Below are 13,062 nucleotides of genomic sequence, written 5' to 3'. Positions count from 1 at the left end.
TTTTATTTAATCGCAGCCATAGCAATAGCTACTATAAAAAACACAACCGATGCTATAATAGTAATTTGGCTTAACACAGCATCTTTAGATTTTTTTCCGCCTTTTCCAGAAATATTAGTTTCAGCTGTTAAAGACGCAACACCGTCAGACTTAGATTCTTGCATTAACACTGCTAATATTATAACAATACTAGCAACGAATAATATTATTTCCATTAAAACTTGCATTATACACCTCCGAACATTCTTATTTAACCTGCTACTTATAATAACACATTTACAAGCAAAAATCAACTTAAAATATTGATTTTTAAGTTGATTCTAAAAATAAATTAAAAATAAATAACTAAATAATATAAATGGAATTAATGGTATTTCTTGATGTTTAAAAGCTTCTATATCTTTTATAATAATTAGCTTTATTAAATAAAAAAGCCCCGCTATTATAAAAGTAAATAGTCCAATATAAAAAACTGTATACCAATCTGTTGAAATTCCTATTAAAGATAATGCATAAATATCTCCTATTCCAAATACTTCCTTTCCATAAACTAATTTTGATACTATATAAATAGTTCCATACAAAATTATTCCTGAAACTAAACCAAAAATAGCTAATCTAATATAATTTCCATATATATTCAATAATGTAATCGGAACTAGAAAAGCCATAATGATATTTATAAAAATATTTTTACAAATAATATCAGTAAATGCACAAATGTACAGACATAAAAAACAAAGTAAATTTATCATATATAATATATCATTATAAAAAAATAATGACATTAAATATATATTTGTTAGGAATATTAATATAAAATTTAATAAATTATAGTATTTCTTTATATTGTTAATCGATAATTTTATTGTCTCTTTTTCTTTTAAATATTTCAAATCGATTGATGAAACTAATAAACAAACAATAATACTAACCAATCCACCCAAAAAATGCATCTTAATATTTTCTTTCTATCTTACTATCCTTCATTAAAGCATCCATTTTTTTCACATAAGCTACTTGTTCTTTAGCTTTTATTATACTTTTCTCAATTTCATCTCTAACTGATTCTAAATCTAGTTGTTCGGGATTTGTTTTTGATTCAAGTTTAATTAAATGATAACCAAATTGTGTTTTTACAGGAGCAGTAACTTTTCCAACTTCTGCATCTATACATGCATTTTCAAATTCTAATACCATTTGTCCTTGACTAAATTCTCCCAAATCTCCACCTACTTCTTTAGATGGGCACATAGAATGTTCTTTAGCTAATTCTTCAAATTTTTCACCTTTATCACAAAGATCTTTTAGTTCATTAGCTTTTTCTTCACTTTCAACCAAAATATGTTTTGCCTTAAAAGTATATTTACTCTTAAAAATATTTTTATTTTCTTCATAATACTCTTTTATTTCTTCATCAGTAGCATGAATATTTTCAAATAATTCATTTAAAAAATGTTTTGCTAAAATTGAACGTTTAATTTCATTAATTTCTTTAACAAATGCTTCACTTTCATCTAACTTCCTATTATAACAATCTTGAATTATAAGTTCTTGTTTAACTAATTCTTCACATAATTGTTTTCTACCTTCAGGATTATTATATGGCATTGCTCTATTTCCCATTAATTCTATAAATCTGTCAATATCACTTTCTAAAATTTCAACTCCGTTTACAATTGCCATTACTTTACTTTCCATAATTATTTCCCCCTTAAATTAATTTAATTCCATTTCCTTCAAATTGAATTTTTTTATTTTTTAATAATCTTCCTACGGCTTTCTTAAAAGATGATTTACTCATACCACAAATTTCCTTAATTTTTTCTGGTTCACTTTTGTCATTCAAATCCAAAAAACCACCTCTATCTTTAATAATATTAAAAAGTATTTCAGCATTATCATTTATTTCAACATAAGATAAATTTTTTAAAACTAAATTCAAACGACCATCTTTTTTTACTTTTGAAATCCTAAAATTAATAGGTTCTCCAATTTCTAACACGCCAATAATATCTTTATTTTCAATCATAGCATCATATTTTTTATCTACAGCAACGAAAGCGCCATAGTCTTTATGGATTGAATAAACAATTCCTTCAACCCACTCACCTTCCTTATAAGGAGAATCTGATGTCAAATAATCTCTTATTTTCATTGTTGCACAAAGTCTTTCTGATTTATCTATGTATAATGCAACTAAATATTTCCTTCCTTTTTCGAGTTTCATAGTTTGCTCTTTAAAAGGCAAAAACAATTCTTTTTCAAGACCCCAATCCAAAAAAGCGCCAATTTTTGAAATATCCATTACTTCTAAAGTTTCTAATTTTCCTAAAGATATTTTTGTCTTTTTCCTTGTAGCAACAAACCTAGACTGATTGTCTTTATAAACAAAAACTTCAATTTCATCATCAACTTTATCTGTTTCTAAAACTTCTTTCTTAGGTAACAATATATCAAGTTTTTCATTTTTTACATCTTTTAGTCCTATATAAGCTCCGTTATTTTTAAAACGCTTTATAATCAACTTCTGAAATTCACCTAAATTATACATATTTTCTCCTCTTATAACTAAACCATTTTTTTAAATATCTCTATTTATCTTTATCAATGTTATACTGTGCTGACATTACAATAGTTTTACTATCTAGCTAAAAGCTATAGTAATTATACCATATTAGGTTAATTTTTGTAACCATATAATAATAAAAATTTAAAATTCATTTTGAAATATTATAAAAATGTTGTATAATAAATATATTAATATTACTAATTAAGGAGTAAAAAATGTTTCATATAAGAAAGAGATTTGTTTTTATTTTATTATCTATTTTTATACTATCATCTTGTAGTAAAACTGGTACCAAAAATGTAGATAAAGTAAATAATGAAATAAAGAACTCAACATCCCAATTTTCTCTAACAGCTGAGGAAATTACTGTATTAGAAAAACCTTATGGGGATTTTTCAGATGATGATAAAAAAATTTTTAATAAAATTTTAGAAAAGTATAATAAGTTTAAAAATGACTCTTCAAAGGATATCACATTTGAAAGAAAAATATTATCAAAACTTGAAGAAATAGAAAATTTTTATGGTAAGAAATATATAAATTTTAAAAATGAATCTTCAAGTAATGTAAAAGTTGAAGAAAAATTATTAAATCAAAATTCTAAGACTGAACTTAATAAAAAAGATTTTTCATATGATAATTATTTAGTAAAACTCACAGGAAAAGGAATTTTTAAGTACTATGTAGATAACAAAATAATTTTAGAAGAAACTTTGAATGATAATGAAAAGCCAAGATATGTACGTATAAAAGTTCTAAATAATTCTAACATTGAATTTGATGGAAATGTAATAGGGATTATTTTTAAAGATAATATAAAATATGATACATTTAAAAACTTATCCAGTGGAATATTTACAATTGAAGATGATTTAAAACAAGGTCATTACAAATTATCGAATACTACTAAAGATACAATTATTAAGATTATATCAAAAGAAAACAAAGTAACAGTTATAAATTTACAAGAATCTCATGAACTAAAGTTAGAAAAAGGAATGAAACTAATAATTTCAGGAGTAGATTATATAACATTAGAAAAGATAGATTAAAAAAGGAGACACAATTGTCTCCTTTTTTAAATTATTTTTAACAACAAACTCTCATCATTCCAATTAATGTAAATTTTATTGAAATTACAAATCTATTATTTTAATGATTTAGGTTTTCCAATAATTTCAGAATAGAGAATAGCTTTTGATAGGCTTTCTTTACCTTTAATGACAAATTTTTTGGTTTTTCTTTCTATTAATTCATCAAAATGTTGAATATCATTTCGCAAGGCTACTCTTTCTGTTTTGCGAGAATTGTACATTTGACCTTGACCCTCCATTGAAGTATTCATAATACTTTTACCTTCAATAGAAGTAGTCATAACTGTTTTACCTTCATAAGAAACATTTTCTAAAGTAGAACCCTCTATACTAGAAGTCATTACACTAGAGCCCTCAGGACTTTCGTAATTATCAAAATTATTAATTCTATAATTTGGATTTTTATTACTTTTACTAGCGTTCTTATTTTTCTTGTTTTTAGGTTTGCTAGAAGCTTTTAAAGTACTATTCTTGTTTTCATTACCTACTTCATCTATTTGAGCTTTTATATCATTAATCTCTGATTTTAAATCCTCAATAAAAGATAGAAAACTCTTATTTTTTTTCATAGGAACTCACCTCTATTCTGAAAGTGATTCTCTCATTTTAGTATCTGATTTGATATTTTTAAGTTTTTCATATTCTAAAACTGAAATATTTCCATCTTCAAACGCCTTTGCAATCGCAAGCGGAATTTTACTTTCAGATTCAACAACCTTAGCTTTCATTTCTTCAATCTTAGCTTTATTTTCTTGTTCAACTGCAACTGCCATTGCACGTCTTTCTTCTGCTTTGGCTTGAGCTATTTTCTTATCTGCTTCTGCTTGATCAGCTTGTAATTGAGCACCTATATTTCTACCAATATCAACATCAGCAATATCAATAGATAAAATTTCGAAAGCAGTTCCTAAATCTAAACCTTTTTTCAAAACTGTTTCTGAAATTGCATCAGGATTTTCGAGCACTAAACTATGTCTTTCAGCACTACCTACAGTAGTAACAATACCTTCTCCTACTCTGGCTATAATAGTTTCTTCACCAGCTCCTCCGATAAGTCTTGAAATATCTGCTCTAACAGTAACTTTTGCGATAACTATTACTTCAATACCATTCATTGCAACCGCTGCAATTTTTGGAGTATTGATAACTTTAGGATTTACACTAACTTGAACAGCTTCCAATACATCACGTCCGGCAAGGTCAATCGCTGTTGCCATTTCAAAAGTCAATTCGATGTTAGCCTTTTGAGCAGCAATTAAAGCATCAACAACATTATTTACATTTCCTCCTGCCAAATAATGTGCTTCTAATTCAGAAATGTTAATTTTAACATTAGCTTTCGTTGCTTTAATTAATGGATAAATTATTTTTGACGCTCTAACTCTTCTAAGTTTCATTCCTATTAAATTAGAAATTTTAACTTTAACACCACTGAATAAAGCAGTAATCCAAAGCCCTACAGGAACAAAATAAAAGAAACCAAACACCAAAACTACAACTAAAATAATAATTATACTATTTGTTGGCATTAAACTTTTCATAACTGTTTGTGGTAACAATCTCATAATTAAACCCTCCTTTATTAATTTACACTATTGTGTATGATAATATTATATCACTTTCTGCAAAAAATTCAACAAAAAAGAAACCAATTTTAAATTGATTTCTATATATCATTTCCCTCACATTTTATTTTTGCAGTAATTTCATTATTATTAATTTCGAGTTCGTCTACTAAATGTTTTACAATCCTAAGACCTCTACCAGAGGTTGTCGTATTAATATCTCTATTTTCATTAAAGATATAGTTTATTCCATCTCCCTCATCTTTAACATTTATATGTATACAGTCCATATTAACACAGACTTTTAAATTTATTCCCTTTTCTTTATTGCATTTATTACCATGTTCATAGCTATTTATCACTATTTCATTTATAACAATTCTAATATTGAACATTAGTTCTTCATCTCTAATAACACTTGATAACTTTTCTAAAACAAAAGAAACCGCTTCATCAATATCATCTAAATCACTTTTTATAACCTTAATATATTCAAAGTCCATACTTATCTCCTAATTTCTAGTAACAAATATATACCCAATCAAAAATAATTGTTAACATTTTTTATATTTTATTTGCATATTTGAAGAATTTTTAATATAATATATACGTTATGAGGTGATTAATATGTTTTTTAAGAATAAAAATTTATATAAAATTGACTTATTTATACTAATTTCTTTAATTTTAATTATATTAATAGGGTTAGTAAATTTATATAGTGCAACAATAAGTTTGAAAAGAAACTTTATGTTATCACAAATAATTGCTACAATATTAGGTTTTATCTTAATGTTTGTATTGATAGCAGTAAATATTAAATTTTTGAAAAGATTGTATTTGCCAATATATATAATTTCAATTATACTTTTAGTATTAGTACTTATAATTGGTACTGGGGATTCTGTTGGTGCAAGAAGTTGGATTAAATTTGGTCCTATTTCATTCCAACCTTCTGAATTTGTAAAACTTGGAATGATTATTTGTTTAGCAACGGTTATTGAAAAAAATAGTTCCAAATTGAATGAACCAAAAACTCTAATAAAAGTTTTGATTTTTGCTTTTATTCCTGTTGGATTAGTTTTAATGCAACCAGACTTTGGAACTGCATTTGTTTTTATATTAGTAATTGGATCAATGCTATTTGTAGCTGGAATAAGCTTAAGACTAGTAGTATATACTTTACTAGCAGCTATAGCCAGTTTACCTATTTTTTATTTTAACCTATCTCAATATCAAAAAAATAGGATTTTAAATTTTTTACATCCTGAAAGAGACATAACAAACACTGGATATCAAGCTGTTCAAGGCAAAATCGCAGCAGGATCAGGAAAATTTATAGGAAGAGGATTATTTAAAGGCCCTCAAAATCAATTTAACTTTATTCCTGAAAAACAAACAGACTATATATTTCCAGTTTTTGTTGAAGAAATGGGATTTGTTGGAGGAACAATTTTGATTGGATTATATACAATAATGTTATATAGATTTGTAAGACTTTCTAAGAAGACAGCAAATAAATTTAATCAAATGTTAATTATAGGAATATGTGCAATGTTTCTAGCTCATATTTTTGAGAATATTGGAATGACTATTGGTCTTATGCCTATAACTGGTATTCCACTTCCATTTTTAAGTTATGGAGGTACTTTCCAATTAGTAAACTTAATTGCTATGGGGATTGTGTTATCCATATCTTGTGAAAAAACACCTCTAGATTTTATGTAAATACTTATTACATATATTATTTACTTTTTATATTATATTTAAAAGCTCAGTGCTATAATGCACTGAGCTTTTATAATTCGTAGTAATTTTTTTCAGTTGATAGATAATCAACAACTCTTACAACTTTATCGCCTTCAAGATAAACTCTTGGAATCCTCATATTTATTCGACATATTAAATCATAAACATTTGTATTAGCTATTTTTGCTATTTCAAAAATATCAAGTCTCATATCCTTATATTCCCCATAGAGCAAAACAGTATCTCCGATTTTTACATCATCAATATCAGAAATATCTATCATCGTTTGATCCATACAAACTTTTCCTAAAATGTTAGCTTTTTTATTATTTATCATAACATAACCTTTATTACTTAACTCATAAGGATAGCCGTCTGCATAACCTACGGAAATTGTGGCAACCTTAATAGTTTTATCAGCACAGAAAGTTCTTCCATATCCAACAGTATCTCCTTTATGAATATATTTAATATTACTTACTGTACTTACAAAACTAACAACTGTATCCATCTTTATTTTAGAATTATCTTTAACATATTCTGATGGATAATGACCATAAATTCCAATTCCAACTCTTACCATATCGTAATAATAATTATGAAGCAAAACCCCACCATCATTTGCAATATGTAACATTGGCATTTTTAGATTTTCTTCTTCAAGAATTTTCTTAACTTTCTCAAATTTTTCAACTTGTAGTTTAGTAAAAGAAAAGTCATCAATATCTGAAACACATAAATGCGAGAACATTCCTTTTACAATAATATGTTTCATAGAATAAATTTCTTTTAAATACCCCTTTAATTTATCATCAATTAAAAACCCAAGTCTATTCATCCCTGTATCAATTTTAATATGAATTTTACATTTTTTTCTACATTTTGCAGAGATTTCATTTAATTCTCTTATCATTTCAATATTATATACAGTTAATTCAACATTATTTTTTATCAGTTTTTCAAATAAAGCATTAGGAACATAACCTAATATCAAGATAGGTAGTTTAATTCTCTTTTTTCTAAGTTCCATGGCTTCTGAAAAATTTGCAACACAAAAATAATCTGCACCTTGTTTTTGTAAAAATTCAGCAACAGTACAAGCACCAAGTCCATAAGCATTAGCCTTTAGAACTATCCCAACTTTTGCACCATTAGTCTTTTCTTTTATTTTAAAAAAATTATTCTTTAATTTATCTAAATCAACAAAAATCAATGATTGATTTTCATACATAATATCACTCCCTAATATATTTAATTGCATTTGGTAAAAACATTATTATATCAGATGCTACTAAAGAATCTTCACCTAAAGACTCTTTAGCAAAATCTCCAGCTAATCCATGCATAAAAACTCCAAGTTTTGCAGAATTAAAAGCATCTAGTCCTTGTCCAACCAAAGATAGAATAATACCTGTTAAACAATCACCACTTCCGGCAGTTGCCATTCCAGAATTTCCAGTGGTATTAACATAAAGCTTCTTATCTGACTTAACTATTGTATTTTTACCTTTCAAAACTAGTGTATATTTTAAATTTTTTTCAAAAAATTTATTTACAACTTCCAATCTATTTTCTTTAATTACTTTTAAATCATAAGATGAAAATCGAGAAAATTCAACTTCATGTGGTGTTATAATAATATTTTCTCTATTTAATATATCTGATTTAATATTTCTCAAGAAAAAAATAGCATCCGCATCAATTACAATTGGTCCTTGAAAATTCTTTATTATCATTTTAATAATTTTAGTGTTATCTTCATTTCTTCCTAATCCACAACCAATAGCTATAGCATCTAAGTGTTTTATTTTTTCAATAATTTCATCTATATACTTATAAATAAAACAACCATTATCATCATCAGAAATCGGAAGAATTATATTTTCAATTGCTTTAATTTGTAAAATATTAGAAATAGATTTAGGGCATATATTATATACTAATCCACTTCCACTTCGAAGAGCAGATCTAGCACATAAGTCAACACTACCACACATTCCCAAACTTCCACCAATTATTCCAACTTTTCCAAAATCACCTTTATTGCCATCATCTTTTCTATTTAACATTAATTTTTTCATATCTGAAACTTTTTGTAAATCTACTTTTATGCTTAAAAAAGTAACATCAACAACAGCAATTGCGAAATCAGAATCATGAGAAATAGAGCAAGATATACTTCCTATTTTTTTATAAATATCATTATGAATAATTATATCAGGTTTGCCAGAAAAACTATGTATCACTTCTACATCAATAGGTGAAATATTTCCAAATCCAGTACCAATTGCCTTCACAAAAGCTTCCTTCAATGAAAAAATACCTGCAATTGTCTCTTCCCTGTTACCTGTATTTATAATATAAGTAATTTCTTCATTTGTAAAATATTTTTTTAAAAATCTTTCCAAATTTTTCATATTTTTAAATCTGGAAATGCTGCATATATCAATTCCAATCATTATTCAAATTCATCCACTTCTTTTTTTACAAAATCATTTTCTAAAGAATTATATAAATCTTCATAATTCAAAGCCAGTATTTCTTCTGGTTTTTCAACATTTTTCAAGAAATTTCTTATTTTATTTTCAATATCCTTCATACTTTTGAAAGTAATAATGTTAGTAGAATATGAATTACAAATAAATTCCATAACAACATATGAAATATCCCATTTTAATTTTGACTTATCCTCATTTGAAATATTTAATTCATCAACAGCACGTTTTACTCTCTTAACTACAGCAAATACTATAAATTCAGAAAATAAAACAAATTCTTCACAAAAATCATTTTCTTCAATATCTTGAATAACTGAAAAAATCAAATTCCATTTAAAATCTTTATTTACTAATTCTAATAATCCAGTTCCAAATTTTTTGCACAAATCATTTTTAAATTCGATTGTATCACAAATTTCAAAAGTTTCTCCTATAACAATAGTTCTATTATTCGCACTACTAAGTCTATTTAATAATCTAACAAAATAGTCTTCATAACGCATAGAATTATGAAATTTATTTTTAGAAAATATATAATCTACAATTATATTTGCACAATCTTTAAAATCTACAACAAATCCTGTACTCTCTTTAATTTTTACAGAATATAAATCGTGAACCATCTTTGAAACAATAGTTTTTAAATGAATTTTTGAAGAATCATAATTACTTTTATCTTCAACATTTTTTAAATGATTATATACACTTTGTAGTTGATTATCTATCATAGTTAAATTAGCTTTAATTGAGAACATTATAGAACGAATAAAATCCTCAGTAATCATATAATTGAAATTTTTATATAATACACTATGATCAATTTCACCCCAAAATATATTTACTAATGACTTGATTTGTAATTCAAAATTTACAAAATAATCTCCTTCAACTACATATCTCCCATCAATTTTGTATATTTCAAAACCATTTTTTTGAAATGTAGGCTGCTTTTCACTCAGTTTTAATTCTATATTAGAATTTAGTTCACTCCTGTAAAAACCATTTTCCAACTCAATAGTAAAATTTTTAGATATTTCATCAAAAATTTTCTTTTCATCATCAATAAATCTACATTCAACTCTAATTCCTATTAAATCTGGTAAATTTTCTATTGCAACTTTATGATTAGGATATTTATAATAATAATTATTTCTTAACAATTTTTCTCTAATACTATCTTCACTTTTTATTCTAGCAGTTGTATTTATGAAAAAATCACAATTCAAAAATATATCATTAAAAAACTTTTTTAATGAATCAGCTGAATTAGAAATAAAATCCATATTATTATCCATATGTTCAATTGATTTTTCTAAAAACTGAAAAATTTCAAGTTTCAAAAAAACACCTCCAATCACAAAATTATTTTACCATAGATTACAAATATTTACAATGTAAATAGCTTTAAAAGATATTAATAATTTTCGGAATAATTCTATGTTATTTTTATAAATTAAATAAATAGATTCTTTTGAATTTATAATAAGAACCCCCACCTTTCCATCTGGAGGAGCGTCTGGGAATCTTGTTATTTCACAATAAAAAAAGACAGTGAATTAAATCACTGCCTTTAAACTTTTTTATAATCCCATTTGTTTTGCAACTTCTTCAGCAAAGTTTTCTTCTTTCTTTTCTAATCCTTCACCTACTTCGAATCTAGTGTATTCTACTATTTCAATATTTCCACCTAACTCTTTTGCTTTATCATTCACAGCTTCTAAAACTGTTTTACTATCATCTAATACATATTGTTGACTGAATAAAGCATATTGTTGATCAATTAATGTATTGTCTTGAATAAATCTTTCGATTTGTCCAGGTAAAATTTTATCCCAAATTTTTTCAGGTTTTCCTTGTTTCTTCAATTCTTCTTTTAATAATTCTTCTTCAGCTCTTAAAACTTCATCAGTTATTTGAGACATTGAAGCAAACTTTGGAATTCTCTTTAATTGTTTTCCAAGTCTAACTAATTCTTCATTTTCTTTTTCAATTGATCCTTTAAGAGCTAAATATTCTTTTTCAACAAAATCAGCATCTAAATCTTTATAACTCAAGTATTGTGGCTTCATTGCTGAAATATGCATACAAATGTTTTGTAATAAATCTTTTGCACCTTTCTTTGTAGCTTCGCTATCACAATTAGCTTTAAGAATAACACCAACTTTTTTATTAAAGTGAACATATCCACATACTATACTATTTTCACAACATGCTTTTGCAAATGCCAATCTTCTAACTACAATATTTTCTCCAATTGAAGAAATTTGTAATTTCAAGAATTCTTCAAAATTAGTTCCATCTATATTTGATGCATTTAATTCCTCAATATTCTTTATTTCATTATTAAATACATGTTCAGTAACTTTTTTAGTTAATGCGACGAAATTTTCATTTTTAGCAACAAAATCTGTTTGTGAATTTACTTCAGTAAGAGCAGCTTTAGTGTTGTTTTCATCAAGTACTAAAGTAATTAAACCTTCAGCAGCAACCTTATTTGCTTTTTTAGCAGCTTTAGCTAAACCCTTTTCTCTTAAAAATTCAATAGCTTTTTCCATATCTCCACTAACTTCTTGTAATGCTTTCTTACATTCCATCATTCCAGCTCCAGTGGCTTCTCTTAAATCTTTTACCAATTTTGCAGTAATTTCCATAAAATCCTCCTATTATTAATATAATCTATAAAAATAAGGTAAGGATAAATATTATAAATTTAAATCCTTACCCCTTAAAGTTCTACTTGCTTATTATTCAGCTACTTCCTCAGAAACTTCTTCAATTTCCACTACTTCTTCTACTACAGTTTCTGTTTCTTCTGCCTCAACTTGTTCTCCTTGCTTAGCTTCTACAATAGCATTAGCAATAGTACCTGTTAATAATTTTACGGCTCTAATAGCATCATCATTTCCTGGAATAGCGATATCAACTTCATCAGGATCACAGTTAGTATCAACAACACCAATAACTGGAATACCTAATATTCTTGCTTCATTTACAGCAATTTTTTCATTCTTTGGATCTATTACAAAAAGAACATTAGGAAGTTTATCCATTTCTTTAATTCCACCTAAGAATTTTTCTAATTTTTCAGCTTCTCTTCTTAATTTAATAACTTCTTTCTTAGGTAATCTTTGGAAAGTACCATCTTCTTCCATAAGTTCTAATTTTTTTAATCTTTCAATTCTTTTTCTAATAGTCTTATAGTTAGTCAACATTCCACCTAACCATCTATGACTAACATAGAATTGTCCACTTCTCTTTGCTTCTGTTTCAACAGCTTCTTGAGCTTGTTTTTTAGTTCCAACAAATAGAACTCTACCACCATCTGCAACAATTTCTCTTACAAAATCATATGCTTGTTCAATTTGTTTTACAGTCTTTTGTAAATCAATAATATAGATTCCATTTCTTTCTGTAAAAATAAATTTTGACATTTTTGGATTCCATCTTCTAGTTTGATGACCAAAATGTACTCCTGCTTCTAATAAGTTTTTCATTAAAATTACTTGTGACATTTTTATTACCTCCTGTTTTTAGCCACCCATATTCATCAACTTGACAAGAACCACATGGGCAACACTTGTTCA

At 26.0% G+C, this 13,062-nt stretch carries 14 protein-coding genes; 2 read left to right on the top strand and 12 right to left on the bottom strand.

Translation table 11 applies throughout. The features are described from left to right. Nucleotides 1–2 precede the first annotated feature (2 nt). The 4 genes from secG to RWJ08_RS00285 form a co-directional block, all read right to left on the bottom strand. The gene (gene secG / locus RWJ08_RS00300) at nt 3–227 is read right to left on the bottom strand and encodes a preprotein translocase subunit SecG (RefSeq protein WP_009372563.1); all 225 of its coding nucleotides are present in this window, start codon (nt 225–227) and stop codon (nt 3–5) included. Nucleotides 228–320: 93 nt separating this feature from the next. Then, entirely contained in the window at nt 321–755 is a 435-nt protein-coding gene (locus RWJ08_RS00295) for a hypothetical protein (RefSeq protein ID WP_313960690.1), read from the bottom strand. 202 nt (nt 756–957) lie between these two features. Next, complete coding sequence (locus RWJ08_RS00290; RefSeq protein ID WP_009372788.1) at nt 958–1,701, bottom strand: peptidylprolyl isomerase; 744 nt, start codon at nt 1,699–1,701, stop codon at nt 958–960. 13 nt (nt 1,702–1,714) lie between these two features. After that, nucleotides 1,715–2,554: a S1-like domain-containing RNA-binding protein gene (locus RWJ08_RS00285; RefSeq protein WP_313960689.1), complete on the bottom strand. Its 840-nt coding sequence runs from the start codon at nt 2,552–2,554 to the stop codon at nt 1,715–1,717. Nucleotides 2,555–2,787: 233 nt separating this feature from the next. On the opposite strand from RWJ08_RS00285, the gene RWJ08_RS00280 reads away from it, so the two are divergent. Beyond that, a complete protein-coding gene (locus tag RWJ08_RS00280) occupies nt 2,788–3,624 on the top strand; it encodes a hypothetical protein (protein WP_313960688.1) in 837 nt (278 codons plus the stop codon). A 95-nt stretch (nt 3,625–3,719) separates the two neighbouring features. Here RWJ08_RS00280 and RWJ08_RS00275 read toward each other — a convergent pair whose 3' ends face one another. The 3 genes from RWJ08_RS00275 to RWJ08_RS00265 all read right to left on the bottom strand — a co-directional run bounded on the left by RWJ08_RS00275 (nt 3,720) and on the right by RWJ08_RS00265 (nt 5,734). Further along, complete coding sequence (locus RWJ08_RS00275; RefSeq protein WP_293440044.1) at nt 3,720–4,235, bottom strand: hypothetical protein; 516 nt, start codon at nt 4,233–4,235, stop codon at nt 3,720–3,722. Nucleotides 4,236–4,247: 12 nt separating this feature from the next. After that, nucleotides 4,248–5,195 carry a flotillin-like protein FloA gene (floA, locus tag RWJ08_RS00270; protein ID WP_313961000.1) on the bottom strand — a complete coding sequence of 316 codons (948 nt, stop codon included), beginning with the start codon at nt 5,193–5,195 and terminating at the stop codon, nt 4,248–4,250. A 137-nt stretch (nt 5,196–5,332) separates the two neighbouring features. Then, nucleotides 5,333–5,734 (bottom strand): ATP-binding protein, encoded by a 402-nt coding sequence (locus RWJ08_RS00265; RefSeq protein ID WP_313960687.1) that lies wholly within the window; start codon nt 5,732–5,734, stop codon nt 5,333–5,335. 124 nt (nt 5,735–5,858) lie between these two features. Here RWJ08_RS00265 and rodA point away from each other — a divergent pair, with 124 nt between their 5' ends. Beyond that, nucleotides 5,859–6,959 carry a rod shape-determining protein RodA gene (gene rodA, locus RWJ08_RS00260; RefSeq protein ID WP_009354246.1) on the top strand — a complete coding sequence of 367 codons (1,101 nt, stop codon included), beginning with the start codon at nt 5,859–5,861 and terminating at the stop codon, nt 6,957–6,959. 70 nt (nt 6,960–7,029) lie between these two features. Here the strand turns inward: rodA and alr are convergent, their stop codons facing one another. The 5 genes from alr to rpsB form a co-directional block, all read right to left on the bottom strand. Further along, nucleotides 7,030–8,211 (bottom strand): alanine racemase, encoded by a 1,182-nt coding sequence (alr, locus tag RWJ08_RS00255; protein WP_313960686.1) that lies wholly within the window; start codon nt 8,209–8,211, stop codon nt 7,030–7,032. Between the two features lie 4 nt (nt 8,212–8,215). Next, nucleotides 8,216–9,439 carry an NAD(P)H-hydrate dehydratase gene (locus RWJ08_RS00250; protein ID WP_313960685.1) on the bottom strand — a complete coding sequence of 408 codons (1,224 nt, stop codon included), beginning with the start codon at nt 9,437–9,439 and terminating at the stop codon, nt 8,216–8,218. After that, nucleotides 9,439–10,818 (bottom strand): GTP pyrophosphokinase family protein, encoded by a 1,380-nt coding sequence (locus RWJ08_RS00245; protein WP_009372810.1) that lies wholly within the window; start codon nt 10,816–10,818, stop codon nt 9,439–9,441. Before RWJ08_RS00245 ends, RWJ08_RS00250 begins: the two co-directional genes overlap by 1 nt. Nucleotides 10,819–11,058: 240 nt before the next feature. Beyond that, nucleotides 11,059–12,129 carry a translation elongation factor Ts gene (gene tsf, locus RWJ08_RS00240; RefSeq protein ID WP_313960684.1) on the bottom strand — a complete coding sequence of 357 codons (1,071 nt, stop codon included), beginning with the start codon at nt 12,127–12,129 and terminating at the stop codon, nt 11,059–11,061. Nucleotides 12,130–12,222: 93 nt separating this feature from the next. Further along, nucleotides 12,223–12,990 carry a 30S ribosomal protein S2 gene (gene rpsB / locus RWJ08_RS00235; RefSeq protein ID WP_313960683.1) on the bottom strand — a complete coding sequence of 256 codons (768 nt, stop codon included), beginning with the start codon at nt 12,988–12,990 and terminating at the stop codon, nt 12,223–12,225. Nucleotides 12,991–13,062: the final 72 nt, after the last annotated feature.

It is taken from the genome of uncultured Parvimonas sp., from assembly GCF_963524015.1.
In the GTDB taxonomy this organism is placed as follows: Bacteria; Bacillota; Clostridia; order Tissierellales; family Peptoniphilaceae; genus Parvimonas.
This window is presented reverse-complemented; position numbering and strand designations above follow the sequence as displayed.